Genomic DNA, 25,503 nt, shown 5'->3' with positions numbered 1-25,503 from the left:
GCCAAGAGCCGTGCGAGACGACCGCGGGGCTTTTTGTTTATAAAGTGAAATTCTCAGATAATTTTGCTTCAGCACCACGATTTTAGATGCATATCCGGCGCGACTCATCAGTCTATCCTGACAGGAGAGATTAAAGCTGCACGAGTTATGGGTTGTCTTCAATTAGACTGAATTATGGATTTTGTCTCGATGCACTCGAAACATATAAAAACGTAGATCATACCACAGTCAGCGACTATAAATTCGTCGCTGAGTGAATCCAGCTGTCCATAAAAATCCATCCTTTTCCTGCAGCTATCGCAAGTAGGATATTCCTCTCCTTGCAGAAAATCTGGTGTGCCACCTAACTTGTTTCTGTCACCGACATTATCGCCGGCCCATTGAAACTTTTGAAGCTTTTCTGCTTCCTCGTTTATGGGGATGAGTGATAGTTTGAATGGCGGTATGGGGCGCATTTCTACTCTCCGTATGGGTGTATATTGTAATCATTTAGACCATAGTGATCCATCATGCGCCCTAACTTTTGGTAGACATCCTTCGCCGAAGCACTAGGGTTATTCCTAATAAACGAGCCCCATTCAGAGTTCCATCTGCCGGGCATGTTGCCCAATCCGTTGCCGTGTATACCTCTAAGATGATTTGTTTTTCCGACTGTTATAGTGTGCCCCTCTGCGCAAAATAACGTTCATATTGCCGAGGGAATAAATGGTGATCATCGACCTTGGCAGGGGGTAATGCCTTAGCTTCGGCGCTGTGAGGCCGCTGTTCACTCGCGATGTCTTTTTCAGTCTCACTCAATTTTTCCTTCTTGCCAAAGACTTCTTGTGCGGCAGCGCCGGTGGCCTTTCCAACAAGAGTGCCCCCGGCGGCACCCACAGTCATGTTCAGCATTTGCTGACCATCGCTGGTATTTGAAATTCTATCGTTTGCCCCGGGTGCGTTTGCCTCCTTTGTTCCACTGAAGAACGAAATGGCGGCGGCAATGCCCAACGCAATCCCAACGACAGCATCATCAAAGCCAAATATGTGCCCGTTCGGATCGCTATTGTTGACAGGATCATTGCCTGCATAGGCATAGCGATTGGTGCCGACGCCAGGGATTGTCGGGTCCATGGTGTCGGGTGAGATAAACCGTGCATTTGCCGCCGAGCCGAAGGACCCGGATACCATGCTGCAAACGAGTAGCAGGCTGAGAATGCGGGTCAGAAACCCGCCAGAAAAGCATTTCATGAACAAGTCCCCACTTGAATCAAATTGTCATTGCGTCTGGCCGTCCTGCGGCCGCCATCCCAAGGATTCCGCCTTGGCGAAAGCCTGCATATTCTCCGCGTACCATCGGTCTGCCTTGACCTTGAGATCGGGCGGAATGTCTTCCATCCGCGTGTATTTGCCCGCCAGTTCCCGCCGCAGCAGGCCGCTATAGGCGCTGCCCTTCTTCACCAGTCCGTAGGCGAAGTTGGGATAATGGCGCAGCAGGACATCCGAGATGGCGATCGCCTGCTCGAAGGCGCCCGTTTCGATCTGGTGTTCGACCAAGAAAGAGGCGATTAGCGCGGCGGCTTCGTCCTGCGACAGCGGACGCAAATAGACGCCGTTTTCCAATGCCTTGTCAGACATCGGCAGTTTCTGCCGGTACCAGAGATCGCGGGTGAAGCCGCCGCCGCTGGTCGCTTCCAGATTCCAGACGGCACCGTCATCATCGGTATATTTCACGAAGACATGCAGCGGTGCCTCGGCAAGCCTCATCTGCAATCCCAGCCGCTGACCGACGAACACCATCAGCATCGGCATGGTGATGCAATTGCCGCGCCGAGTGGTCAGGTAGCGTTGAAGCAGGCGGTTTGCCGGCTTTTCGCCCAGGGGATCATCGAGATCGTATTGAAAAGGCCTGTTGCCGTTCCAGGCGCCGCCTTCGTAGAGATAGCGCTTCAAGGCCGCCAGCCGTTCGGCGTGATTTGCATTTCCCCCCGCCATCGCCCGTACATCCGCAGCAATACGGTCGATTTCAACCTGCACTGCCGCGGCATTGGAAGATGGGTCGACCATGGCATCGACCACCAGCTTGACGACCAGCAGATCCTGTCCCGGCGCAAACAGAGCTTCGATCCGGTCCTGCAACTGCTCACCCCTCAAGGATTGCGCGGCAGCGGCAGAAACCCCCAGCAGACAGAGCAAAAGGCAAAGACCCAAATTGCGCATTTTTCCACCTACCAGTACTCAACCATAGGTGTACATTTCAATCTTATTCTGTCAAGAGGCGGCTGTCCTGCGGCAGGGGAACCGGATTGCAAAACCGGGCATCGGGATCATCAGCCAGATCGACCACCGTGTGCCGTTCCAGGGCTCGCGTCACCTCGATCGGATCGCCATCCAGCGCATCCGGCTGGATCAGGTTACCGACGGTGAAATCGAACATGTCGCCCTTCTTGTTCAGAAGCTCGTGAAAAACCGTCATGTCGCGCAATTCCGTCGACCATTTGGCCAGCCAGTAGAACAGCCCGGAATTGCGCGCCGACATGTGCACCGGCAGGATCGGCAGATTGTACTTGCGGGCAAAGCCGACGGCAGAGGTCTTCCATGGCCGCTCGTTGAGTTTTCCGTCTGCCCAATAGGCGATGCGGCCAGAGGGAAACAGCACCGTCGCCTTGCCTTCCGAGATCGCCCGGTTGGCGATCTGCAGTGTTTCGCGCGCTTTCAGCTTGCTCTTGTAATCCTCGCGCCACTCGACCGGAATGACCATTTCGACGAAACGCGGATTGACGCGGATCGCATCGCGATTGGCAAAGAACATCATGTCGGGGCGGCGGCTTTTCAAAAGATCGAAGACGGCAATGCCATCGGCAATGCCGGTCGGATGGTTGCTTACCAAGAGAAAGCCGCCTCTTTCGGGAATACGCGCTTCATTGCGCACGCGGATATCCAAAGACAGGGTCTGGCTCAGATGTTCGAAGGCATGGAAGCCCGGCGCATTGGCAACGGCATCGGCAAACTCGATCGCCTTGCGGTAATTCAGCACCGTATAGAGAAACGGCCGCATGACCGGCCAGAGCGGATGTTTGACGATCCGCTGGCCGCGTTCGGCAATCAGCGTATCGACGATATGGCCGGGCTGCCCCTGCGACACCAGCGCGACCGTTTCTGCGAAATAGGTGAAACCGCTTGCCGAATCCCGTCGCGCCATCGCTTCTTCCGTCTCGTCTTCGCCTGAGCTATCGCAGTTGAATATGATCCGAGCATGACAAAATCCAAGGGCCGTTAGGAAAAACATAACCGGCTGGCGCGCAGAGTCGCGACCATCTGAAATTGTGGAGCATGGCTGTGAACGAACTGCTGATCATAGGCCATCCCGAGCTGATGGCCGAGCGCCAGCGCTGGCTTTCAGCCCTTGGGGACGAGCGGCGGCTGTCGGACAAGACTGTCGAGGCCTATGAGCGCGACACGCGGCAGTTCCTGCATTTCCTCACCGGGCACCTGAGCGGCCCGGCCCGGCTCTGCGATATCAGCGCGCTGCGGCCCGGCGACCTGCGCGGCTTTCTGGCTTCCCGCCGAAGGGACGGTGCCGGAGCGAGAACCCTTGGCCGGGGGCTCGCAGGTCTACGCTCCTTTCTGCGCTATCTGGAAAAGAAAGGCCTCGCGAACGCGGCCGGCGCCTCTGCCGTGCGCTCGCCGAAGCAGCCGAAATCACTGCCGAAACCGCTGACGGCGGTGGATGCCTTGATGGTTGTTACCAGCGACGCCCAGCTGGCCGAGGAACCGTGGATCGCCACCCGCAACGCGGCGGTCCTGACGCTGCTTTACGGTTGCGGCCTGCGCATTTCCGAAGCGCTGGATCTCACCCCAGGGGATTTTGCCGGAACGCCCAGCGCGCTGCGCATTCACGGCAAGGGCGGCAAGACCCGCGTCGTGCCGCTGATATCGGCGGCGATCGATGCCGTGCGGGCTTATGAAAAACTCTGCCCCTATCGTCTGGCCGCGGATGGTCCGCTGTTTCGCGGCGCCAAGGGGGCTAAGCTGCAGGCGGGTATCATCCAGCGCGAGATGCAGAAGCTGCGCGGCGCACTCGGCTTGCCGGATACGGCGACACCGCATGCGCTACGCCATTCCTTTGCCACCCATCTTCTCGCCGGTGGCGGCGACTTGAGAACCATCCAGGAGCTGCTTGGCCATGCCAGCCTGTCTACGACACAGGTCTATACCGGCGTCGATTCGGCCAGGCTGCTGGAAATCTACGACCGCGCCCATCCGCGCGCCTGAATTTTGCCGGTTAATGCGCATTAACCAGCTTTGTTAAGCGGCCCGTGAGGCGCGGGCGTCTAGGATCAGCGGACAGATATTTCGCAGACGGGATCGATGATGTTTCAGCACTTGGCAAAACCGGCACGCAGCCTTGCAAGCACATTGGCAGGCAAGCTCGGCGACAACATCCTTGCGCTGATCGCCACGTTGCACGTTCTGTTCGCACTCAGCCTGATCGTCACCCTGTTGTCGATCTCACCTGCCCGCGCCGAAGAGGCGTCCTGCGGCGGCAAGAACCTGATCGCCGAAATGCGCACCTCCGATCCGGCCAGGCTTGCGGCGCTGGAAAAGGAAGCCGCAAGCATCGCCAACGGCAAGGGCACATTCTGGAAAATCGAGAAGGAAGGCATCGCCCCATCCTATCTGCTTGGGACCATGCATGTCACCGACCCGCGCGTCCTGGCGATGCCTTCCGGTGCAACCCAGGCCTATGATGCGGCCAAGACCGTCATCGTCGAATCCGACGAGATCGTCGACGACCGCAAGGCGGCTGCGGCGATCATGATGCAGCCGGGACTGACGATGTTTGCCGACGGCAAGTCGATCAAGGACTTCCTCAAGCCGGAAGAGACCGAGAAGCTGGCGGCCGGATTGAAGGCGCGCGGCATCCCACTGACGCTGGTTTCGAAAATGAAGCCGTGGATGATCGCCAGCTTTGTTGCCCTGCCCGCCTGCGAAATGAGCCGCAAGGCCGCCGGCGCCGCCTTTCTCGACAAGAAGCTCGCCGAAGACGCCCTGAAACAGGGCAAGGCCCTGAAAGGGCTGGAAACCCTGGTCGAGCAATTGCAGGCGATGGATGCCCTGCCGGTGCAGTTTCATCTGGATGCGCTGATCGAGACTTTGGAACTCGGCGACACCGTGACCGACGTGATGGAGACGACCACCGAACTCTATCTCTCCGGCGATACCGGCCTGATCATGCCGATGATGAAGGCCGTTTCGGAAGAGAAATCCACCGGGGACGACGCAGGCTATGCCGATTTCGAACAGCGGATCATCACCGACCGCAACAGGATCATGGCGACCCGCGCCAGGCCGATCCTTGACGGCGGCGCCGTGTTCATGGCCGTCGGCGCCCTGCACCTGCCGGGAGATGAAGGCGTGATCGCGCTTTTGCGCAGGGACGGCTTTACGATCACCAGCATGCCGTCCGCCAACTGAGCAACGGAATAATCTCCGCCTTGCGGACGGGGCTGTCGCATACGAGAGCCCGCAACGGCCTTGCAATCCATGGGCAACCTCCCGGCGCAGGCAGCGCAACCGTTTCAATCATGCCACAGGTCTTAAAGAATCAGCCCCATCTTGATTTTAAAGTTAGTTTTAAGCTAATTCCGCCTATATTCCCCTGGACAACGCGATAGCAGAGATGATCGGGAGCAAAAACATGCGGACAATACATGCGGTGGCGGGACTGGCCGTGGTGCTGGCGCTGGCTGGATGTCAGAGGACGTCCATGACCGATTTCGGTGGAAATACCGTGTCGCCGGCTCCGTTGCAGGCACAGCCTGTACCGACCGTCTCGTCCGGCCAGCTTGCTGCTCCCGGCGATACCTCGCAGTTCCCGGCAGCACCGGTCAGCGGTACGGCAGCGGTTGGCGGCGTGCAGACGCCGGGCGGCACCGAAGTGGCGGCTGCGGCCAACGCGCTTGATGTCACCAAGGAATCGATGGTCGGCAACTGGCGTGTGTCGAACGCCGGAAGCTCCTGCGATATGTTCCTGACGCTCACCAATCTCGGCAGCGGCTCGCGCGGCGGTACGCGCGGTTGCGCCGGCGAGCTGACGGCCATGGGGTCCTGGGAAGTCGCAGGCAAGCAGGTCGTGCTCAAGGATCGCAACGGCAATCCGCTCGCCCGGCTGTTCAAGACAGCCGATGCGCGCTTCGACGGCTCGACCAATGGCGGCCAGCCGGTCAGCCTGAGCCGTTAACAAATCAGCCCGGCTTCCCGCCGGGCTTTTTCTTACCCGCCGTTTACGGCCCAACCGGTCAAGCGCGTGCCAAATCCCGAAGACAGTGTTTCGCGAAAACTCGAGGCCATGATCGCCACAGGCGGGGTGCGGCGCGATCCGGCGCAGCTTGCCATCGCCAAGCGCTTCGATCACCTTTTGATGGAGCTCGCCGGGAACCGCGCGCAGCGCAAGTCGAATGCGCTCGGCTGGCTGTTTGCTTCGCGCAAGAACGATCATCCGCCGCTCAAGGGGCTTTATCTCTACGGCGGCGTCGGCCGCGGCAAGACCATGCTGATGGACCTGTTTTTCGAAACGGTGCCGATCCAGCGCAAGCGCCGGGCGCATTTCCATGAATTCATGGCCGATGTGCATGAGCGCATCTTCAAGCACCGGCAGAAGCTGAAGAGCGGCGAAACGCGCCAGGCCGATCCGATGCCGCCGGTCGCTTCGGAAATCTTTGCCGAAGCCCGGCTTCTCTGCTTCGACGAGTTTTCCGTCACCGATATTGCCGATGCAATGATCCTGTCGCGGCTGTTTTCCGAGCTTTTCGCCAAGGGCTGCGTTCTCGTCGCCACCTCGAATGTCGAGCCGGGCAATCTCTACAAGGATGGGCTCAATCGCGGACTGTTCCTGCCGTTCATCGATCTGTTGAAGACCAATACCGAGATCGTGCCACTGGATGCCGGGACGGATTATCGCCTGGCAAAGATGGAAGGGCTGCCGGTCTGGCTGTCGCCGATGGGGCCGCTCGCCGATGCAGCGCTCGATCGGGCCTGGATCCATGCCACGGCCGGGCTGTCGGCCGCGGCGGGCGAGGTCGCGCACAAGGGCAGGAAAATCAAGGTTCCGTCCGCGGCCAACGGTTGCGCCCGGTTTACCTTTTCAGACCTTTGCGAGAAGCCGCTCGGGGCTGCCGACTATCTCGCCATCCTCTCGCATTACCGGACGATCTTTATCGATCATATCCCGCATCTTGGGCCCGAGCGCCGCAACGAGACCAAGCGTTTCATCATGCTGGTGGACACGATCTACGATCACGGCGCCCGCCTCTTCGCCACGGCGGCCTCGGCGCCGATCGAACTGCTGACGGCAAAAAAAGGCACGGAAGGCTTCGAATTCGACCGCACGGTTTCGCGCCTGATCGAGATGCAGAGTGAGGAATATGCCCGCAATCATCGTGCGGAAACAGTGACTTCGTGACAAATTGACGACGTAATTTCTTACGTTTACGTAAGAAATTTATGATCTAACCGATTGAAATTGTTCCACCCAAAAGTATCGGTTGATATTTTAGTTTTTGGCGTTTAATTCCTTGCGCCGAAGGTTTGCCATAGCTCGCGCTTGAGGCGCCACGTCAGGCCTTGTCAGATTTGGATCGCAAAGGAAGCACTTTCATGGCGCGCAACAAGATCGCACTTATTGGTTCTGGAATGATTGGTGGCACGCTGGCGCATCTCGCCGGCCTGAAGGAACTGGGCGATATCGTCCTGTTCGACATCGCCGACGGCATCCCGCAGGGCAAGGGTCTCGATATCGCTCAGTCCTCTCCCGTCGAAGGCTTCAATGCCAACCTGACCGGTGCCAGCGACTATTCCGCAATCGAGGGCGCCGATGTCTGCATCGTCACCGCCGGCGTTGCCCGCAAGCCCGGCATGAGCCGCGACGATCTGCTCGGCATCAACCTCAAGGTCATGGAACAGGTCGGCGCCGGCATCAAGAAGTATGCCCCGAACGCCTTCGTCATCTGCATCACCAACCCGCTCGACGCGATGGTCTGGGCGCTGCAGAAGTTCTCCGGCTTGCCGAAGAACATGGTTGTCGGCATGGCTGGCGTTCTCGACAGCTCGCGCTTCCGCCTGTTCCTTAGCCAAGAATTCAACGTTTCCGTCCAGGACGTCACTGCGTTTGTTCTCGGCGGCCACGGCGACACGATGGTGCCGCTTGCCCGTTACTCCACCGTCGGCGGCATTCCGCTGACCGATCTGGTCAAGATGGGCTGGGTCACCAAGGAGCGTCTCGAAGAAATCATCCAGCGCACCCGTGACGGCGGCGCCGAAATCGTCGGCCTCCTGAAGACCGGTTCGGCCTACTACGCTCCGGCTGCGTCGGCGATCGAAATGGCTGAATCCTTCCTCAAGGACAAGAAGCGCGTGCTTCCGGCCGCCGCCCACCTGTCCGGCCAGTACGGCGTCAAGGACATGTATGTCGGCGTTCCGACGATCATCGGTGCCGGCGGCATCGAGCGCATCATCGAAGTCGAATTCAACAAGGCCGAACAGGAAGCCTTCGAAAAGTCCGTCGCTTCGGTGGCGAGCCTTTGCGAAGCCTGCATCGCCATCGCGCCCAGCCTGAAGTAATTGCGCCTCACGTAATTGCCATTAGGCTCAAACAGGAAATATCCCCATGAACATTCATGAATATCAGGCCAAGGCTCTGTTGAAGACCTTCGGCGCTCCGGTTGCGGAAGGTGTCGCCATCTTCTCCGCCGATGAAGCAGAAGCGGCTGCAAAGTCGCTTCCGGGCCCGCTCTACGTCGTCAAGAGCCAGATCCACGCTGGCGGCCGCGGCAAGGGCAAGTTCAAGGAACTCGGTCCGGATGCCAGGGGCGGCGTTCGCCTGGCCTTCTCCATCGATGAAGCCAAGGCGCATGCCAAGGAAATGATGGGCAACACGCTGGTAACAGCGCAGACCGGCGAAGCCGGCAAGCAGGTCAACCGCCTCTATATCGAAGACGGCGCCGACATTGCCCGCGAACTCTATTGCTCGCTGCTGGTCGACCGCTCGGTCGGCCGCGTTGCCTTCGTCGTTTCGACCGAAGGCGGCATGGATATCGAGGCTGTCGCCCATGACGCGCCCGAAAAGATCCACACCATCGCCATCGATCCGGAAACGGGCGTGACGGCTGCCGACATTGCCGCGATCTCCAAGGCGCTCGAGCTTTCGGGCGCTGCTGCCGAAGACGCCAAGTCGCTCTTCCCGATCCTCTACAAGGCCTTCAACGAGAAGGACATGGCTCTGCTCGAGGTCAACCCGCTGATCGTCATGAAAAACGATCACCTGCGAGTTCTCGACGCCAAGATGTCGTTCGACGGCAATGCGATTTTCCGCCACGATGACGTCAAGGCGCTGCGCGACGAGACCGAAGAGGATGCCAAGGAAATCGAGGCCTCCAAGTGGGATCTCGCCTACGTCGCCCTCGATGGCAACATTGGCTGCATGGTCAACGGTGCGGGTCTTGCCATGGCGACGATGGACATCATCAAGCTTTACGGCAAAGAGCCGGCAAACTTCTGCGACGTCGGCGGCGGTGCCGGCAAGGAAAAGGTCGCGGCTGCTTTCAAGATCATCACCGCCGACCCCAAGGTCGAAGGCATTCTCGTCAACATCTTCGGCGGCATCATGAAGTGCGATGTCATCGCTGAAGGCGTTGTCGCTGCCGTGCAGGAAGTCGGCCTCCAGGTTCCGCTCGTCGTGCGCCTCGAAGGCACCAATGTCGAGCTCGGCAAGAAGATCCTGAATGAATCGGGTCTTGCGATCACGGCGGCAGACGACTTGGACGATGCGGCCAAGAAGATCGTCGCGGCGATCAACGCCTAATTTGAAGGACCCGAATTCATGTCTATTCTCGTCAATAAAGACACCAAGGTCCTTGTTCAGGGCCTGACCGGCAAGACCGGCACCTTTCACACCGAACAGGCGCTTGCCTATTACGGCACGCAGATGGTCGGCGGTATCCACCCGAAGAAGGGTGGGGAAACCTGGACCGGTTCGAAGGGCGAAAGCCTGCCGATCTTTGCAACGGTTGCGGAAGCCAAGGAACGGACCGGCGCCGACGCGTCGGTGATCTACGTGCCGCCGGCAGGCGCCGCTGACGCGATCATCGAAGCGATCGAAGCCGAAATCCCGTTCATCACCTGCATCACCGAAGGCATTCCGGTCATGGACATGGTGCGCGTCAAGGCTCGCCTCGACCGCTCCAAGTCGCGGCTGCTCGGGCCCAACTGCCCGGGTATCCTGACACCGGAAGAATGCAAGATCGGCATCATGCCGGGCTCGATCTTCCGCAAGGGTTCGGTTGGTATCGTTTCGCGCTCCGGCACGCTGACCTATGAAGCCGTGTTCCAGACCTCGAACGAGGGCCTCGGCCAGACGACGGCTGTCGGCATCGGCGGCGACCCGGTCAAGGGTACCGAGTTCATCGACGTGCTCGAAATGTTCCTCGCTGACGAAGCCACGACCTCGATCATCATGATCGGTGAAATCGGCGGCTCGGCGGAAGAAGACGCCGCGCAGTTCCTGATCGACGAAGCCAAGAAGGGCCGCAAGAAGCCGATGGCCGGCTTTATCGCTGGCCGTACCGCACCGAAGGGCCGCACCATGGGCCATGCCGGCGCTGTGGTTTCCGGCGGCAAGGGCGATGCGGAATCCAAGATCGCAGCGATGGAGCAGGCAGGCATCAAGGTGTCGCCTTCCCCGGCTCGCCTTGGCAAGACGCTGGTCGAAGTCCTCAAGGGCTGAGACTGCGCATGCACCGATAACGTGGCCGGGCTTCCCTTTGCGGATGGCCCGGTCAGCAGCATCTGATGACGCGAAGGGTGCGTTCGGCACCCTTATGATTACGGTTCACCGGGGCCTATACCGGCAGAGTCAACAAGTCAGGAGGCGGACGGACAGGTCCGCGGAACACCATGGCACGGCAAGAAGCCAACGAGCAATTTCAGCTGACATCGTTCCTCGACGGAGCGAATGCCGGATATATCGATCAGCTTTATGCGCGCTATGAAAACGATCCGTCGTCCGTTTCGGGCGAGTGGCAGTCGTTTTTCAGGGCGCTGCAGGAGCGGCCTGAAGACGTGATCAAGGCCGCCAAGGGCGCTTCCTGGAAGAAGCCGAACTGGCCGATCCCGGCCAACGGCGAGCTGGTCTCGGCGCTGGATGGCGACTGGGGCACAGTCGAAAAGGTCATCGAAAAGAAGGTTCAGGCGAAGGCCGAGGCAAAGGCCGCCGTTACCGGCGTTGCCGCAGCACCCGCCGACGTTCACCAGTCGACCCGCGACAGCGTGCGCGCGATCATGCTGATCCGCGCCTACCGCATGCGCGGCCATCTGCATGCCAAGCTCGATCCGCTGGCCATTGCCGCTCCGGTCGAGGACTACCACGAGCTGTCACCGTCGAACTACGGTTTCGGTCCGGAAGACATGGACCGTCCGATCTTCATCGACAACGTGCTGGGCCTCGAATATGCGACCCTGCGCGAAATCGTCGATATCCTGGAGCGCACGTATTGCTCGACGCTCGGTGTCGAGTTTATGCACATCTCCGATCCGGAAATCAAATCCTGGATCCAGGAACGCATCGAAGGTCCGGATAAGGGCGTCGACTTCACCGCCGAAGGCAAGAAGGCCATCCTGCAGAAGCTGATCGAAGCGGAAGGCTTTGAGCAGTTCATCGACGTCAAGTACAAGGGCACCAAGCGTTTCGGCCTCGACGGCGGTGAATCGCTGATCCCGGCGCTGGAGCAGATCATCAAGCGCGGCGGCCAGGTCGGCCTGAAGGAAATCATCCTCGGCATGGCCCATCGCGGCCGTCTGAACGTTTTGACCAACGTCATGGGCAAGCCGCACCGCGCGGTGTTCCACGAGTTCAAGGGCGGTTCCGCCGCGCCGGACGATGTCGAAGGTTCGGGCGACGTGAAGTACCATCTGGGTGCCTCCTCGGACCGCGAGTTCGACGGCAACAAGGTGCATCTGTCGCTGACGGCAAACCCGTCGCATCTCGAAATCGTCAATCCTGTCGTCATGGGCAAGGCCCGCGCCAAGCAGGACCAGATGGCGAAGATCTTCGAAGGCGACATCATTCCCTTGTCCGAGCGGGCACAGGTCATGCCGCTGTTGCTGCACGGCGATGCCGCCTTTGCCGGCCAGGGCGTCACGGCTGAAATCCTCGGCCTGTCGGGCCTGCGCGGTCATCGTGTAGCCGGCACCGTGCATTTCATCATCAACAACCAGATCGGCTTCACCACCAATCCGGCCTTCTCGCGCTCGTCGCCCTATCCGTCCGACGTTGCCAAGATGATCGAAGCGCCGATCTTCCACGTTAACGGCGACGATCCGGAAGCCGTGACTTACGCAGCCAAGATCGCCACCGAATTCCGGATGAAGTTCCACAAGCCTGTCGTCATCGACATGTTCTGCTACCGCCGCTTCGGCCATAACGAAGGCGATGAGCCGTCGTTCACGCAGCCGAAGATGTACAAGGTCATCCGCGCCCACAAGACGGTCGTTCAGCTCTATGGCGAACGCCTGATCGCCGAAGGCCTGATCTCCGAAGGCGAACTGGAAATGATGCGGGCCGACTGGCGCGCGCGTCTGGAACAGGAGTTCGAGGCCGGGCAATCCTACAAGCCGAACAAGGCCGACTGGCTGGACGGCGTCTGGTCGGGTCTGCGGGCTGCCGACAACCAGGATGAGCAGCGCCGTGGCAAGACCTCGGTGCCGATGAAGGTGCTGAAGGAAGTCGGCCGCAAGCTGTCGGAAGTTCCGGCAGGCTTCCATGCCCACAAGACCATCCAGCGTTTCATGGATGGCCGCGCCAGCATGATCCAGACCGGTGAAGGCATCGACTGGGCGATGGCGGAAGCGCTCGCATTCGGCACGCTCTGCGTCGAAGGCACCAAGATCCGCCTGTCGGGTCAGGATTGCGAACGCGGCACATTCTCGCAGCGCCATTCGGTTCTCTATGACCAGGAGACCGAAGACCGCTACATTCCGCTTGCCAACCTGTCGCCAACCCAGGCCCGTTACGAAGTCATCAACTCGATGCTTTCGGAAGAGGCGGTGCTTGGCTTCGAATACGGCTATTCGCTGGCCCGTCCGAACGCGCTGACCCTGTGGGAAGCCCAGTTCGGCGACTTCGCCAACGGTGCACAGGTCGTCTTCGACCAGTTCATCTCGTCGGGCGAACGCAAGTGGCTGCGCATGTCCGGTCTCGTCTGCCTCCTGCCGCATGGCTATGAAGGCCAGGGTCCGGAACATTCGTCGGCCCGCCTCGAGCGCTGGCTGCAGATGTGCGCCGAAGACAACATGCAGGTCGCCAACGTCACGACGCCGGCGAACTACTTCCACATCCTGCGCCGCCAGGTGAAGCGCGACTTCCGCAAGCCGCTGATCATGATGACGCCGAAGTCGCTGCTGCGCCACAAGCGCGCCGTCTCCTCGCTGTCGGAAATGGCCGGCGAGACCTCCTTCCATCGCCTGCTCTGGGACGATGCAGAGGTCATCAAGGACGGTCCGATCAAGTTGCAGAAGGACGCCAAGATCCGCCGCGTCGTGCTGTGCACCGGCAAGGTCTATTACGACCTTCTCGAGGAACGTGAAAAGCGCGGCATCGACGACATCTACCTGTTGCGCGTCGAGCAGCTCTATCCGTTCCCGGCCAAGGCGCTGATCAACGAGCTGTCGCGTTTCCGCCATGCGGAAATGGTCTGGTGTCAGGAAGAGCCGAAGAACATGGGTGCATGGTCGTTCATCGACCCGTATCTGGAATGGGTGCTTGCCCATATCGATGCGAAGTACCAGCGGGTGCGCTACACTGGCCGTCCGGCTGCCGCCTCTCCGGCGACAGGCCTGATGTCCAAGCATCTGGCACAGCTTGCCGCATTCCTCGAAGACGCCCTCGGCGGTTAAGAGGCAGCGTTCCATGGCCTATTTTCATCTGAAACTAGTGCCACCCCGCAGCACATTTCCTCATGATGCAACATCTGAGGAAATGGCCGCGATGGAGCGCCACGTTGTCTACTGGCAGGAACAGGCCGATGCGGGACGGGCGATTGCCGTCGGTCCCGTCTTCGCAAAGGACGGTGCCTTTGGCATGGCGATTGTGGAGGTTGCCGATGAAGGGGCCGCTCGAGCCCTTGCCGACGGCGACCCCATCATTGCCGCCCGCCTGTGTTTCCAGTTCGAAATTGCCGCCATACCCTCACTCATTCTCCGGCATGTCGCCGCACCTGCCGCATAACCGATAACGATCAAAATCAGGATCTGAAGATGACCACAGAAATCCGCGTTCCTACCCTCGGCGAGTCCGTCAGCGAAGCGACCATCGGTACCTGGTTCAAGAAGGTGGGCGATACCGTCAAGGCCGATGAACCGCTGCTTGAGCTCGAGACCGACAAGGTGACCATCGAAGTGCCGGCGCCTGCTGCCGGTGTTCTGTCCGAAATCGTTGCCGCTGCCGGCGAAACCGTCGGTCTCGGCGCACTGCTTGGCCAGATCGCTGCCGGTGCCGCGGGCGCCGCTGCGCCTGCAGCTGCCGAAAAGAAGGTTGCCGAGCCTGCCGCCGCAGCACCTGCGGCCGCTGCTGCTGCACCTGCGGCCACCCCGGTTGCCTCCGCCATGCCGCCGGCCCCCGCTGCTGCCAAGATGCTGGCCGAAAACAACCTCTCGGCCGATCAGCTCGATGGTTCCGGCAAGCGCGGCCAGGTTCTCAAGGGCGATGTCATCGCTGCCGTTGCCAAGGGCATTTCGGCGCCTGCCGCGTCCGAGCCGGTCAAGATCGTGTCGCGCGGTCCGTCGGCTGCCGAGGACGCGCCGCGCGAAGAGCGCGTCAAGATGACCCGCCTGCGCCAGACGATTGCCAAGCGCCTCAAGGATGCTCAGAACACGGCAGCGATGCTGACCACCTACAACGAGGTGGACATGAGCGCGGTCATGAGCCTGCGCACCAAGTACAAGGACATTTTCGAAAAGAAGCACGGCGTAAAGCTTGGCTTCATGGGCTTCTTCACCAAGGCGGTGACCCATGCTCTGAAGGAAATCCCGTCCGTCAACGCCGAAATCGACGGCACCGACATCATCTACAAGAACTTCTGCCATATCGGCATGGCTGTTGGCACCGACAAGGGTCTTGTCGTTCCCGTCATCCGCGACGCCGACGAGATGTCGATCGCTGAAGTAGAGAAGGATCTTGGCCGTCTCGCCAAGCTCGCCCGCGATGGGGCACTCTCCATGGCCGATATGCAGGGCGGCACGTTCACGATCACCAATGGTGGCGTCTACGGCTCGCTGATGTCCTCGCCGATCCTGAACGCACCGCAGTCGGGCATTCTCGGCATGCACAAGATCCAGGACCGTCCGGTCGTCGTCGGCGGCCAGATCGTCATCCGCCCGATGATGTATCTCGCGCTGTCCTACGATCACCGCATCGTCGATGGCAAGGAAGCGGTTACCTTCCTGGTGCGCGTCAAGGAAAGCCTGGAAGATCCGGAACGTCTGGTTCTCGATCTCTAAGGAACGGCCTGCATGGACGCGGCAGCACTGGTGGTATCGCCTTTCGTCACGCTCCTTGCCTGGAGCGTGACGCTGCTGGTTTTCCATGTCAGCCTGCAGGGCTTTTCTTCGACCCTCGAACTTGGATCGGCATGGAATGCCGGTCCGCGCGACGTGGAGAGGAAGCCCGCCGGCAAACTGGCCGGACGGTCTTCCCGTGCATCGGCCAATTTCAGGGAAACCTATCCGGCCTTTATCGGATTGGTCCTGGCATTGGCGGTCACCGGTGATCCGACGGGCTGGGGCCTGACCGGCGCCTGGACTTGGATTGCCTGCCGGATCGTCTATATTCCGCTTTATCTGGCGGGTGTTGCCTATATCCGCTCGCTCATCTGGCTCGGTTCGCTTGCCGGGCTCCTCATCATGGTCGCGACGCTCGTTTTCTAAGACGAAAGCGGACGTCCGGCGGCGATAACCGGAGACGTGCCGTGCATCCCTATCTGTTCGAACTCGCCTCCCTGATGGCCATCTTTGCCTTCGCCATCGTTTCGCCGGGCGCCGATCTTGCCATGGTCATGCGCCAGTCGATCGTCAACGGTCGCCGCTCCGCCATCATCACGTCGTTCGGCGTCGGCACGTCGCTGATGTTCCATGTGACCTATACGATCCTCGGTTTGGGCCTGCTGATCTCGCAGTCGATCTACCTGTTCAACATCGTAAAATGGTGCGGTGTTGCCTACCTTCTCTATATCGGCGTCAAGTCGCTGCGCGCCGGCAAGACCGACATGACGGCGCAGGCCGAGGGTGTACAGGCCAGCGAAAAGCGCCAGTCCGGGCTGAAGGCCTTCGGCCTCGGCTTTGCTGCCAATGCCCTGAACCCGAAGCCGGTGTTCTTCTTCCTGTCGATCTTCTCGACGGTGGTCAGCGCCCATACGCCGATCATGGTCAAGTTCGGCTACGGCCTGGTCATGGCAAGCTGCCTGATCCTCTGGTTCGTCGGCGTCAGCCTGTTCATGACGACCCCGAAGATGCGCGCCGCCTTCTCGCGCGCCAGCCAGTGGATCGACCGCGCCAGCGGCCTGGTCTTCATCGCCCTTGGCCTGAAGCTTGCCACGGAAAAGGCTGCCTGAGCATGCGCCTTACCGCTTCCGCATCCACCTTAGGCGCACTGCTGGCGGTCTCGCCGGCAGTTGCAGCCGATTGCCTGCAGGAGCAGGCAATCTATGGCGATGCCGATGCTGCCTATGAATTGCGGTTCGAGCCGGTCGGCTCGGCCAGTGCCGCCACCAGCAATCATTTCAAGATCAAGGTTGGCAAGACCGATCTGGTGCTCGACGGTATCGTCATGCAATCGGGCGAACCTGTTCGCGCCAGCGGCATGATCATGAACAACTGCCCGGAAGGCGACGTCACCGGCGACGACATCGCCGCCTGCACCGTCTGGCAAGGCGTGATTTATTCGATTGGCGCCGACGGCAAGGTCGATTCGCTGCCGCAGGAGGGCATGGCGGCGGCACACCAGGTGCTGCTGCCCGATTTTGGCCCGGCTATCCGGAATTCCTCCATCTGGGGCAAGGCGACAGTTGCGCCCTGGGATGCTCTGACCTTCAAGGGATGCAGCCAATGACGCACAACGACAGGCCCGTTCTGCTGGTAACCGGTGGCAGCCGCGGCATTGGTGCGGCTATCTGCCTGTCCGCGGCTAAGCAGGGCTGGGCGGTTGCCGTCAACTATGCCTCCAACCGTCCGGCCGCCGACGCAGTCGTCTCGGTGATCGCGGACGCGGGCGGCTCAGCCATTGCAGTGGAAGGCGATGTCGGCAGCGAAGCCGGGATCAATGCCATCTTTGCCGCCGTCGACAAGACGTTCGGCCGTCTCGACGGGCTGGTCAACAATGCCGGCATTGTCGGTTTGCCTGCCCGGATCGACGAGATCACTGCGGAAAGGCTGGAGCGGATGCTGCGTGTCAACGTGTCCGGTTCGATCCTCTGTGCCGCTGCGGCCGTCCGGCGCATGTCGGTGCGTCATGGCGGCAAGGGCGGTGTCATCGTCAATATTTCCTCGATGGCGGCCGTGCTCGGCTCGGCCGGGCAATATGTCGACTATGCGGCCTCCAAGGGGGCCATCGATACGTTCACCGTCGGCCTGGCGCGCGAGGTTGTCTCGGACGGCGTCCGCGTCAACGCGGTGCGCCCTGGCGTCATCGATACGGATATCCACGCTTCCGGCGGGCTTCCCGATCGCGCCCGCGACCTGTCGCCCACCATCCCAATGAAACGGCCGGGTACCGCACAGGAGGTTGCCGATGCCGTTCTCTACCTGCTTTCCCCTTCGTCGTCCTATGTAACGGGCGCCATTCTCAACGTCAGCGGCGGACGCTAGCCGCTCTCAGGAAGGACTTTTCATGGCTTATGATCTCATCGTTATCGGTACCGGCCCCGGCGGCTACGTCTGCGCCATCAAGGCGGCCCAGCTCGGCCTCAAGGTCGGCGTTATCGAAAAGCGCGCCACCTATGGCGGCACCTGCCTCAATATCGGCTGCATCCCCTCCAAGGCGCTGCTGCACGCCTCGGAAGTCTTCCACCAGACCGGCCACGGCATCGATGCGCTCGGCGTCGAAGTCTCCGCTCCGAAACTGAATCTTTCCAAGATGCTCGCCCACAAGGATGCGACGGTGAAATCCAACACCGATGGCGTCGCCTTCCTGTTCAAGAAGAACAAGATCGATGCCTTCCAGGGCACCGGCAGGGTTCTCGGCGAAGGCAAGGTCTCCGTCACCAACGACAAGGGCGAAGAGCAGATCATCGAGACCAAGAGCGTGGTCATCGCCACCGGTTCCGATGTCGCCGGCATCCCGGGCGTCGAGGTCGAAATCGACGAGAAGATCATCATCTCGTCCACCGGCGGCATCGCGCTGGAAAAGGTTCCGGCCACCATGGTCGTGGTCGGCGGCGGCGTCATCGGCCTCGAGCTCGGCTCGGTCTGGTCGCGTCTCGGCGCCAAGGTCACCGTCGTCGAATATCTCGACACGATCCTCGGCGGCATGGACGGCGAAGTGTCCAAGCAGTTCCAGCGCATGCTCGCCAAGCAGGGCATCGATTTCAAGCTCGGCGCCAAGGTGACCGGCGTTGAAAAGTCCGGCAAGGGCGCCAAGGTGACGTTCGAGCCGGTCAAGGGTGGCGATGCCTTGACGATCGACGCCGACGTCGTTTTGATCGCGACCGGCCGCAAGCCGTTCACCGAGGGCCTCGGCCTTGCCAAGGCAGGCGTCGTCATGGACACGCGCGGCCGGGTTGAGATCAACAACCATTTCCAGACCAGCATTCCCGGCATCTATGCGATCGGCGACGTCGTGCGCGGCCCGATGCTTGCCCACAAGGCGGAAGACGAAGGTGTTGCCGTTGCCGAGATCATTGCCGGCCAGGCCGGTCATGTGAATTATGACGTCATCCCGAGCGTCGTCTACACCCAGCCGGAAGTCGCCTCCGTCGGCAAGACCGAGGAAGAGCTGAAGGCTGCAGGCATCGCCTACAAGGTCGGCAAGTTCCCGTTCACGGCAAACGGCCGCGCGCGCGCGATGCTTGCCACCGACGGGTTCGTGAAGATCCTTGCCGACAAGGAAACCGACCGCGTTCTCGGCGGCCATATCGTCGGCTTCGGCGCCGGCGAAATAATCCACGAAATCACCGTTCTGATGGAATTCGGCGGTTCTTCGGAAGATCTCGGCCGCACCTGCCATGCCCACCCGACGATGTCGGAAGCGGTGAAGGAAGCGGCTCTCGCGACGTTCGCAAAGCCGATCCACATGTAAAAACCCGTAATACCAAGTCTCGATGATCGAGACTTGGTATGGGGGCCGTGACAATCGGCCCCTTTGCGGCACTTTGGCGGGCGGGCTAGGATCGGTGCATTCAAGGAGCACCGCCTATGCCGCCACGCACTCACTCCGTTCCCGTTGTCCTGCCACATGCGGCATTACCCTTGGCCGATTGGGCGGATTGTTACGAACTTCTGGTGCCTGGCCCATCGACCACCGCCATCTTGGCGGCCAAACGTGCACTGGGTGATTTCCCGGCCTGGGTGCGCGCTCTGATGTGGCTGCGAAACGCCATTGTCAGCCCATTCGGCCTGAAAGGCTCGGGGCACCAGCCGGACGGCAAGGTGGAGATGATCGGCTTTTTTCCCGTCATTTCGCAGTCAGGCGAACAGGCGGTGCTTGGCTTTAACGATACGCATGTGGATTTTCGCATCGTCATTGATGTTCGCCAGGCCGGGGAGCTCGCCCAGAGGGTTAGCGTCACGACGCTGGTGCACCGCAAGATCCTACTCGGAAAGATCTATATCGCTGTCATCACGCCGTTTCACCGGCTGATCGTCAGGACGATGCTGTCGCGGCTCGCCCGTCCTGTTACGATAATAAGCTGACGCTTTCGCGGCCACCCCTGCGGACAAATGTTGCCGCGATTGCCTAATCGTCTGCGCGGGGCGGAGGCCGGTTGCCGCCGCCCCGAACGAAACATTACTGCAGCGTGCGGACCTGCGCCGGCTGGGCGGCAATAGCGCCGGTGTCGGCGCCTGCAGCCTGACCGTCGAGGCCGGTGGCAACGACAGAAACGCGGAACACGCCGTCGAGGCTCTTGTCGAAGATTGCACCGACAACGATGTCGGCATCCTCATAGACTTCCTCGCGGATGCGGGTTGCCGCTTCGTCGACTTCGAACAGCGTCATGTCGGAACCGCCGGAGATCGAGATCAGCACGCCCTTGGCGCCCTTCATCGAGACTTCGCTCAACAGCGGATTGGCGATCGCCGCTTCGGCGGCCTTCGAGGCGCGGCCGTCACCGCTGGCTTCGCCGGTGCCCATCATCGCCCGGCCCATGCCCTTCATCACCGATTTGACGTCGGCGAAGTCGAGGTTGATCAGGCCTTCCTTGACGATCAGGTCGGTGATGCAGCCAACGCCGGAATAGAGAACCCGGTCGGCAATGACGAAGGCGTCGGCAAAGGTGGTCTTGGCGTCGGCAATGCGGAAGAGATTCTGGTTCGGAATGACGATGACGGTATCGGCAGCTTCACGCAGCCGCTCGATGCCTTCCTCGGCCGATTGCATGCGGCGCTTGCCCTCGAAGCTAAATGGCTTGGTGACGACAGCCACCGTCAGGATGCCGGCATTGCGCGCGGCCTGCGCGATCACCGGGGCAGCCCCTGTGCCCGTGCCGCCACCCATGCCGGCGGTGACGAAGCACATATGCGTGCCGCCGAGATGATCCATGATTTCGTCGATCGATTCTTCGGCTGCCGCGCGGCCGACTTCCGGCAGCGATCCGGCGCCGAGACCTTCGGTCACCTGTGCGCCGAGCTGGATCAGCCGCGTCGCCTTTGACATGGTGAGCGCCTGCGCGTCGGTGTTGGCAGCGACGAATTCGGCGCCCTGCAGGCCCTCGGTGATCATGTTGTTGATGGCATTGCCGCCGCCGCCACCGACGCCGATGACCGTGATCTTCGGTCTCATTTCCGAAATCACGGGTTTCTTGATTTCTGTCATCTCGTCGTCTCCTTGGACTTGGTGCGGCCCCGGCATGTGGAAGCGCGTTCCGGGAGCTGCATCGAATGCGAAGCGGAGCGGGCGCGAATCAGGCCGCCGCAGGTTAGGCTGGCAAAAAGGCAGAGAGACGGCGCGGGTGCAAGAGTCACAGCTAAAATTGGTGCGCCGGCGAAGCTCCATATGTGTTGGAGGGAGCATGTGGGCGTGCTCCCCCTTCTCCCCAGAGGGGGCCGTTGCAAAACTCTGGCGCATCCGTGTGTTGGTCGCCGGTAGTCCTGCCTCTGGGCCGCCAGCCCATCTGGACTGCGGTTTGAGTGGGCTGGTGGTGTGTTATACAGATGGCGGGCGCAGTTCGCCCCTGGTTTCAACCGGTCAGACCGCAAGATTACCCGCAAACGGGGAGAGCCCGGTCCGAGATCGGTTGCATTGCGTAAGGCCGAACAATCAGACCCGCCGTTCCACCATCATCTTCTTGATCTCGCCGATGGCCTTGGCAGGGTTCAAACCCTTCGGACAGGTCTGGGCGCAGTTCATGATCGTGTGGCAGCGATAGAGCCGGAAGGGGTCTTCCAGATTGTCGAGGCGCTCGCCCTTGGCTTCGTCTCTGCTATCGATCAGCCAGCGATAGGCCTGCAGCAAAACGGCCGGTCCGAGATAGCGGTCGCCGTTCCACCAGTAGCTCGGGCAGGAGGCGGAACAGCAGGCGCAGAGGATGCACTCATAGAGGCCGTCGAGCTTCTGGCGATCTTCATGGCTCTGCTTCCATTCCTTGGCCGGCGTCGGCGAAACGGTCTTCAGCCAGGGCTCGATCGAACGGTGCTGGGCGTAGAAATTGGTGAGATCCGGCACCAGATCCTTGACAACAGGCATATGCGGCAGCGGGTAAACTTTCACCGCGCCCTTCACCTCGTCCATGCCCTTGGTGCAGGCCAGCGTATTGGTGCCGTCGATGTTCATGGCGCAGGAACCGCAGATGCCTTCGCGGCAGGAGCGGCGCAGCGTCAGCGTCGGGTCGATCTTGTTCTTGATGTAGAGCAGCGCATCGAGAACCATCGGGCCGCAATCATCGACATCGATATAGAACGTGTCGATCGACGGGTTCTTGCCGTCGTCCGGGCTCCAGCGATAGATGCGGAACTCGCGCGTGTTGGTGGCGCCGGCGGGCTTCGGCCAGACCTTGCCTTCCGTCATCGTCGAATTCTTGGGGAGAGCGAGTTCAACCATGGATCATTCTCCTCAATACACGCGCGCCTTGGGTTCGATCTTTTTCGGATCGATGCCCTCGGCCAGAAGTTCGGTGTGAACCGGGCGGTAGTCGAGCCGGACTTCGCCGGCCTCGTTCACCCAGGACAGCGTATGCTTGCGCCAGTTGACGTCGTCGCGGCCGGCAAACGGGCCGTCGACATAATCCTCGCGCGCATGGCTGCCGCGGCTTTCCTTGCGGGCTTCGGCGCCATAGACGGTGACGATGGCGTTGGCCATCAGGTTTTCCAGCTCCAGCGTTTCCACCAGATCGGAATTCCAGATCATCGAGCGGTCGGTGACCTTGACGTCGCTCAGTTCCTGCCAGATCGCACTCATCCGCTTGCAGCCGCTCTCCAGCGATTCCTGCGTGCGGAACACGGCGGCGTCGTCCTGCATGGTGCGCTGCATCTTTTCGCGCAGCACCGCCGTCGGCGTTGAGCCGTCAGCATAACGCAGCCTGTCGAAGCGCGTCATGATCTTTTCGCAGGCCTTTTCGTTGATCGGCGGGATCGGAGATGCCCGGTCGATGACTTCGCCGGCACGGATGGCGGCGGCGCGGCCGAAGACGACCAGGTCGATCAGCGAGTTGGAGCCCAGACGATTAGCCCCGTGCACCGAGGCGCACCCGGCTTCGCCGACAGCCATCAGGCCCGGCAGGACACGCTCGGGATTGGCGCTGTCGGCGTTCAGCACTTCACCCCAGTAGTTGGTCGGAATGCCGCCCATGTTGTAGTGAACGGTCGGCAGGACCGGGATCGGCTCGCGGGTCACATCGACACCGGCAAAAATCTTGGCGCTCTCGGAAATGCCCGGCAGGCGCTCATGCAGCACGGCCGGATCGAGATGGTCGAGATGCAGGTAGATATGGTCCTTGTTCTTGCCGACGCCGCGGCCTTCGCGGATTTCCAGCGTCATGCAGCGGGAAACCACGTCGCGCGAGGCAAGGTCCTTGGCCGATGGCGCATAGCGCTCCATGAAGCGCTCGCCTTCGGAATTGACGAGATAGCCGCCTTCGCCGCGCGCACCTTCGGTGATCAGGCAGCCAGAGCCATAGATGCCCGTCGGATGAAACTGGACGAACTCCATGTCCTGCAGGGGCAGGCCGGCGCGCGCCACCATGCCGCCACCGTCGCCGGTGCAGGTATGGGCCGATGTTGCCGAGAAATAGGAGCGGCCATAGCCGCCGGTCGCCAGAACGACCATCTTGGCGGAAAAACGATGGATCGTGCCATCGTCGAGGTTCCAGGCGACAACGCCGGTGCAGCGGCTGCCGTCATCCGACATGATCAGGTCAAGCGCGAAATACTCGATGAAGAATTCGGCGTTGTTCTTCAGCGACTGGCCATAGAGCGTGTGCAGGATGGCGTGGCCGGTCCGGTCGGCAACGGCGCAGGTGCGCTGCACCGGCGGGCCTTCGCCGTAATTCTGCATGTGGCCGCCGAACGGGCGCTGATAGATCTTGCCTTCGGCATTGCGCGAGAAGGGAACGCCGTAATGCTCAAGCTCGTAGACGGCCTTCGGCGCTTCCATGGTCAGATACTGCATGGCATCGACATCGCCGAGCCAGTCGGAGCCCTTGACCGTATCGTACAGATGCCACTGCCAGCTGTCCGGCGTCATGTTGGTCAGCGATGCGGCGATACCGCCCTGCGCTGCGACCGTATGCGACCGCGTCGGGAAAACCTTGGTGATGCAGGCCGTCTTGAACCCCTGCTCGGCCATGCCGAGCGTGGCGCGCAGGCCGGCACCGCCGGCGCCGACGACGATCACGTCATAGGCATGGTCGACATAGTCATAGGCGTGGCCGTTGATGAGCGGCGATGAGGTGGGTGCCATTTTGAATTACCCTGCAAACGCGATCTTCAGGATGGCGAATAGACAGAACCCGCCAACTGCGATCGCAAAAAACGTATTGAGCATGACGAAGACGATCTTGGCGCCCTCTCCATGCACATAATCCTCGATGATGACCTGCATGCCGAGCTTCATGTGGATCAGACCGGAGATGACGACCAGCCCCATGACCACGGCCACGAAGGGGTTCGACAGGGCGGCGGTGACCTCGGCATAAGGCGCGCCTGCATATTTGATCAGGAACAGCACGAAGAAGATGATCAGCGGCACGTTGGCGACCGCCGTCAGCCGCTGGCGCCAGAAATGATCGGTGCCTTCCTTGGCCGAACCGAGACCGCGAACCTTGCCGAGGGGAGTGCGCATATCCATGGAATTCTTGTCCTCTCAGCGAACCGCGTAGCCGATGATCCAGATCAATACGGTCACGGCGACCGAACCGATCAGATTGGCGATGGCAAGCTTGGTGGCGAAATGCTTTTCGTAGCCATAGCCCAGATCCCAGATGAAGTGCCTGAGACCGCCGAACAGATGGTGCACCAGCGCCCAGGTATAACCAAACAGGATGAGTTGGCCGACGATCGTGCCGAAGGCCCACATGACCCAGTCATAGTAGTCCGGACCGGTCGCAGCGGCGATCAGCCACCAGGCGACAAGAATGGTGCCGAAATAAAGCGCGCCGCCGGTGATGCGGTGCACAATGGACATGACCATCGTCGGAATGGGCTTGTAGATTTGTAGATGCGGCGACAGCGGCCGGCTTTTGGTGACATTCGTCATCTGAACCTCACGGAAGACCCGGAAAGACGCCCAAAAACTGGACTATTTTCATCCGGTATTGCACCTGATTGTGCGCAATTCAGTCAGCCGACGTTTAATCACCATATTGATTAACGACAAGTGTGTTTGCACTGCAAAATCAATTTAATCGATTAGACGAAAATGTGGCGCCATGACGACTCGATTTCGCCGTGGCGTTAACGATAAGCCATGAAAAATTCAGCGTAATCCGTGACTTTTACCGCCATCTGGCCCACATTGTCCATTAAGGATTTGTTAAGATTCATCCGGAGGGCTGCACGAAATGCGTCCAATCAGCATGCGGAATGCGACGAAAGTCTTGATCGCGGCGCTCGCCGTGATCCTCTCGTTTGCTAGTTTCGCCGAAGCACGCGACCGCACCAGCGAAAGAAACCATGTCCGCCGTCCGCATTTCGAACGGTCGCACGGCGAGCATCATCACCGCGGACGGCAGGAAGTCATTTCCGGCGTGACCGCCGACCACCACTTTTACCGACATGACCGGCGCTCGCATGGCGGCCGCGGATATCACAACGATCGCCGCCATGACA

General features: G+C 60.6%; 26 protein-coding genes. 16 read left to right on the top strand and 10 right to left on the bottom strand.

The window, feature by feature from the left end; translation table 11 throughout:
* Positions 1–457: 457 nt before the first annotated feature.
* From AC1D17_RS19250 to AC1D17_RS19235, 4 genes are read right to left on the bottom strand one after another with little or no spacing between them, the layout of a single operon-like run.
* Positions 458–610, bottom strand: a complete 153-nt coding sequence (locus AC1D17_RS19250) for a hypothetical protein (RefSeq protein ID WP_477566937.1) — start codon at positions 608–610, stop codon at positions 458–460.
* Positions 611–654: 44 nt separating this feature from the next.
* Positions 655–1,230: an RHS repeat protein gene (locus tag AC1D17_RS19245; protein ID WP_477566936.1), complete on the bottom strand. Its 576-nt coding sequence runs from the start codon at positions 1,228–1,230 to the stop codon at positions 655–657.
* Positions 1,231–1,257: 27 nt separating this feature from the next.
* Positions 1,258–2,199 (bottom strand): transglutaminase family protein, encoded by a 942-nt coding sequence (locus AC1D17_RS19240; RefSeq protein ID WP_477566935.1) that lies wholly within the window; start codon positions 2,197–2,199, stop codon positions 1,258–1,260.
* A gap of 43 nt (positions 2,200–2,242) precedes the next feature.
* Positions 2,243–3,181, bottom strand: a complete 939-nt coding sequence (locus AC1D17_RS19235) for a GNAT family N-acetyltransferase (protein WP_477566934.1) — start codon at positions 3,179–3,181, stop codon at positions 2,243–2,245.
* A gap of 131 nt (positions 3,182–3,312) precedes the next feature.
* On the opposite strand from AC1D17_RS19235, the gene AC1D17_RS19230 reads away from it, so the two are divergent.
* The 16 genes from AC1D17_RS19230 (at position 3,313) to AC1D17_RS19155 (ending at position 19,935) form a co-directional block, all read left to right on the top strand.
* Positions 3,313–4,254: a tyrosine recombinase XerC gene (locus tag AC1D17_RS19230; protein ID WP_477566933.1), complete on the top strand. Its 942-nt coding sequence runs from the start codon at positions 3,313–3,315 to the stop codon at positions 4,252–4,254.
* Positions 4,255–4,353: 99 nt separating this feature from the next.
* Entirely contained in the window at positions 4,354–5,457 is a 1,104-nt protein-coding gene (locus AC1D17_RS19225) for a TraB/GumN family protein (protein WP_477566932.1), read from the top strand.
* Positions 5,458–5,680: 223 nt separating this feature from the next.
* Positions 5,681–6,223, top strand: coding sequence for a protease inhibitor Inh/omp19 family protein (locus AC1D17_RS19220; RefSeq protein ID WP_477566931.1), 543 nt, complete (start codon positions 5,681–5,683; stop codon positions 6,221–6,223).
* A 108-nt stretch (positions 6,224–6,331) separates the two neighbouring features.
* Positions 6,332–7,444 carry a cell division protein ZapE gene (gene zapE / locus AC1D17_RS19215; RefSeq protein ID WP_477566930.1) on the top strand — a complete coding sequence of 371 codons (1,113 nt, stop codon included), beginning with the start codon at positions 6,332–6,334 and terminating at the stop codon, positions 7,442–7,444.
* Positions 7,445–7,638: 194 nt separating this feature from the next.
* Positions 7,639–8,601: a malate dehydrogenase gene (gene mdh, locus AC1D17_RS19210; protein WP_113550956.1), complete on the top strand. Its 963-nt coding sequence runs from the start codon at positions 7,639–7,641 to the stop codon at positions 8,599–8,601.
* A gap of 46 nt (positions 8,602–8,647) precedes the next feature.
* Complete coding sequence (gene sucC / locus AC1D17_RS19205; protein WP_477566929.1) at positions 8,648–9,841, top strand: ADP-forming succinate--CoA ligase subunit beta; 1,194 nt, start codon at positions 8,648–8,650, stop codon at positions 9,839–9,841.
* A gap of 18 nt (positions 9,842–9,859) precedes the next feature.
* Entirely contained in the window at positions 9,860–10,762 is a 903-nt protein-coding gene (sucD, locus tag AC1D17_RS19200) for a succinate--CoA ligase subunit alpha (protein WP_477566928.1), read from the top strand.
* Between the two features lie 170 nt (positions 10,763–10,932).
* Positions 10,933–13,929: a 2-oxoglutarate dehydrogenase E1 component gene (locus AC1D17_RS19195; RefSeq protein ID WP_477566927.1), complete on the top strand. Its 2,997-nt coding sequence runs from the start codon at positions 10,933–10,935 to the stop codon at positions 13,927–13,929.
* A gap of 13 nt (positions 13,930–13,942) precedes the next feature.
* Positions 13,943–14,260, top strand: coding sequence for a YciI family protein (locus tag AC1D17_RS19190; RefSeq protein WP_477566926.1), 318 nt, complete (start codon positions 13,943–13,945; stop codon positions 14,258–14,260).
* Positions 14,261–14,289: 29 nt separating this feature from the next.
* Positions 14,290–15,531 carry a 2-oxoglutarate dehydrogenase complex dihydrolipoyllysine-residue succinyltransferase gene (odhB, locus tag AC1D17_RS19185; RefSeq protein WP_477566925.1) on the top strand — a complete coding sequence of 414 codons (1,242 nt, stop codon included), beginning with the start codon at positions 14,290–14,292 and terminating at the stop codon, positions 15,529–15,531.
* Positions 15,532–15,543: 12 nt separating this feature from the next.
* Entirely contained in the window at positions 15,544–15,957 is a 414-nt protein-coding gene (locus tag AC1D17_RS19180) for an MAPEG family protein (protein ID WP_477566924.1), read from the top strand.
* 41 nt (positions 15,958–15,998) lie between these two features.
* Positions 15,999–16,640, top strand: a complete 642-nt coding sequence (locus tag AC1D17_RS19175) for a LysE family transporter (protein ID WP_477566923.1) — start codon at positions 15,999–16,001, stop codon at positions 16,638–16,640.
* Positions 16,641–16,642: 2 nt separating this feature from the next.
* Positions 16,643–17,137: a hypothetical protein gene (locus AC1D17_RS19170; RefSeq protein ID WP_477566922.1), complete on the top strand. Its 495-nt coding sequence runs from the start codon at positions 16,643–16,645 to the stop codon at positions 17,135–17,137.
* A complete protein-coding gene (locus tag AC1D17_RS19165; RefSeq protein ID WP_477566921.1) occupies positions 17,134–17,892 on the top strand; it encodes an SDR family oxidoreductase in 759 nt (252 codons plus the stop codon). The genes AC1D17_RS19170 and AC1D17_RS19165 overlap by 4 nt, the downstream gene beginning before the upstream one ends.
* 22 nt (positions 17,893–17,914) lie before the next feature.
* Complete coding sequence (gene lpdA / locus AC1D17_RS19160) at positions 17,915–19,321, top strand: dihydrolipoyl dehydrogenase (RefSeq protein WP_477566920.1); 1,407 nt, start codon at positions 17,915–17,917, stop codon at positions 19,319–19,321.
* Between the two features lie 116 nt (positions 19,322–19,437).
* Positions 19,438–19,935 (top strand): DUF2867 domain-containing protein, encoded by a 498-nt coding sequence (locus AC1D17_RS19155; RefSeq protein WP_477566919.1) that lies wholly within the window; start codon positions 19,438–19,440, stop codon positions 19,933–19,935.
* Positions 19,936–20,029: 94 nt separating this feature from the next.
* Here AC1D17_RS19155 and ftsZ read toward each other — a convergent pair whose 3' ends face one another.
* From ftsZ to AC1D17_RS19125, 6 genes are all read right to left on the bottom strand, one after another.
* Complete coding sequence (gene ftsZ / locus AC1D17_RS19150; RefSeq protein WP_477566918.1) at positions 20,030–21,055, bottom strand: cell division protein FtsZ; 1,026 nt, start codon at positions 21,053–21,055, stop codon at positions 20,030–20,032.
* Between the two features lie 444 nt (positions 21,056–21,499).
* The gene (locus AC1D17_RS19145; protein ID WP_060502745.1) at positions 21,500–22,279 is read right to left on the bottom strand and encodes a succinate dehydrogenase iron-sulfur subunit; all 780 of its coding nucleotides are present in this window, start codon (positions 22,277–22,279) and stop codon (positions 21,500–21,502) included.
* Positions 22,280–22,291: 12 nt separating this feature from the next.
* A complete protein-coding gene (gene sdhA, locus AC1D17_RS19140) occupies positions 22,292–24,136 on the bottom strand; it encodes a succinate dehydrogenase flavoprotein subunit (RefSeq protein WP_477566917.1) in 1,845 nt (614 codons plus the stop codon).
* 6 nt (positions 24,137–24,142) lie between these two features.
* Positions 24,143–24,523: a succinate dehydrogenase, hydrophobic membrane anchor protein gene (gene sdhD / locus AC1D17_RS19135; RefSeq protein WP_264219693.1), complete on the bottom strand. Its 381-nt coding sequence runs from the start codon at positions 24,521–24,523 to the stop codon at positions 24,143–24,145.
* 15 nt (positions 24,524–24,538) lie between these two features.
* Positions 24,539–24,931, bottom strand: coding sequence for a succinate dehydrogenase, cytochrome b556 subunit (sdhC, locus tag AC1D17_RS19130; RefSeq protein ID WP_264219694.1), 393 nt, complete (start codon positions 24,929–24,931; stop codon positions 24,539–24,541).
* 283 nt (positions 24,932–25,214) lie between these two features.
* Positions 25,215–25,499: a hypothetical protein gene (locus AC1D17_RS19125; RefSeq protein WP_477566916.1), complete on the bottom strand. Its 285-nt coding sequence runs from the start codon at positions 25,497–25,499 to the stop codon at positions 25,215–25,217.
* Positions 25,500–25,503 lie beyond the last annotated feature (4 nt).

This window comes from Pararhizobium sp. P1_E7 (genome assembly GCF_056405855.1).
Note: the sequence above shows the minus strand (reverse complement) of the source record. Positions and strands in the feature narration are given on the sequence as shown.

Bases quoted from the DNA above. Each gene is read 5' to 3' on its own strand.
- lpdA (WP_477566920.1), top strand. From the start codon at position 17,915: ATGGCTTATGATCTCATCGTTATCGGTACCGGCCCCGGCGGCTACGTC.
- AC1D17_RS19230 (WP_477566933.1), top strand. From the start codon at position 3,313: ATGGCTGTGAACGAACTGCTGATCATAGGCCATCCCGAGCTGATGGCC.
- sdhC (WP_264219694.1), bottom strand. From the start codon at position 24,931: ATGACGAATGTCACCAAAAGCCGGCCGCTGTCGCCGCATCTACAAATC.
- odhB (WP_477566925.1), top strand. From the start codon at position 14,290: ATGACCACAGAAATCCGCGTTCCTACCCTCGGCGAGTCCGTCAGCGAA.
- AC1D17_RS19225 (WP_477566932.1), top strand. From the start codon at position 4,354: ATGTTTCAGCACTTGGCAAAACCGGCACGCAGCCTTGCAAGCACATTG.
- AC1D17_RS19170 (WP_477566922.1), top strand. From the start codon at position 16,643: ATGCGCCTTACCGCTTCCGCATCCACCTTAGGCGCACTGCTGGCGGTC.
- AC1D17_RS19190 (WP_477566926.1), top strand. From the start codon at position 13,943: ATGGCCTATTTTCATCTGAAACTAGTGCCACCCCGCAGCACATTTCCT.
- AC1D17_RS19220 (WP_477566931.1), top strand. From the start codon at position 5,681: ATGCGGACAATACATGCGGTGGCGGGACTGGCCGTGGTGCTGGCGCTG.
- AC1D17_RS19165 (WP_477566921.1), top strand. From the start codon at position 17,134: ATGACGCACAACGACAGGCCCGTTCTGCTGGTAACCGGTGGCAGCCGC.
- sucC (WP_477566929.1), top strand. From the start codon at position 8,648: ATGAACATTCATGAATATCAGGCCAAGGCTCTGTTGAAGACCTTCGGC.
- AC1D17_RS19145 (WP_060502745.1), bottom strand. From the start codon at position 22,279: ATGGTTGAACTCGCTCTCCCCAAGAATTCGACGATGACGGAAGGCAAG.
- ftsZ (WP_477566918.1), bottom strand. From the start codon at position 21,055: ATGACAGAAATCAAGAAACCCGTGATTTCGGAAATGAGACCGAAGATC.
- AC1D17_RS19245 (WP_477566936.1), bottom strand. From the start codon at position 1,230: ATGAAATGCTTTTCTGGCGGGTTTCTGACCCGCATTCTCAGCCTGCTA.
- AC1D17_RS19180 (WP_477566924.1), top strand. From the start codon at position 15,544: ATGGACGCGGCAGCACTGGTGGTATCGCCTTTCGTCACGCTCCTTGCC.
- AC1D17_RS19125 (WP_477566916.1), bottom strand. From the start codon at position 25,499: ATGGCGGCGATCGTTGTGATATCCGCGGCCGCCATGCGAGCGCCGGTC.
- AC1D17_RS19240 (WP_477566935.1), bottom strand. From the start codon at position 2,199: ATGCGCAATTTGGGTCTTTGCCTTTTGCTCTGTCTGCTGGGGGTTTCT.
- sucD (WP_477566928.1), top strand. From the start codon at position 9,860: ATGTCTATTCTCGTCAATAAAGACACCAAGGTCCTTGTTCAGGGCCTG.
- AC1D17_RS19235 (WP_477566934.1), bottom strand. From the start codon at position 3,181: ATGGCGCGACGGGATTCGGCAAGCGGTTTCACCTATTTCGCAGAAACG.
- sdhA (WP_477566917.1), bottom strand. From the start codon at position 24,136: ATGGCACCCACCTCATCGCCGCTCATCAACGGCCACGCCTATGACTAT.
- zapE (WP_477566930.1), top strand. From the start codon at position 6,332: ATGATCGCCACAGGCGGGGTGCGGCGCGATCCGGCGCAGCTTGCCATC.
- AC1D17_RS19155 (WP_477566919.1), top strand. From the start codon at position 19,438: ATGCCGCCACGCACTCACTCCGTTCCCGTTGTCCTGCCACATGCGGCA.
- sdhD (WP_264219693.1), bottom strand. From the start codon at position 24,523: ATGGATATGCGCACTCCCCTCGGCAAGGTTCGCGGTCTCGGTTCGGCC.
- mdh (WP_113550956.1), top strand. From the start codon at position 7,639: ATGGCGCGCAACAAGATCGCACTTATTGGTTCTGGAATGATTGGTGGC.
- AC1D17_RS19195 (WP_477566927.1), top strand. From the start codon at position 10,933: ATGGCACGGCAAGAAGCCAACGAGCAATTTCAGCTGACATCGTTCCTC.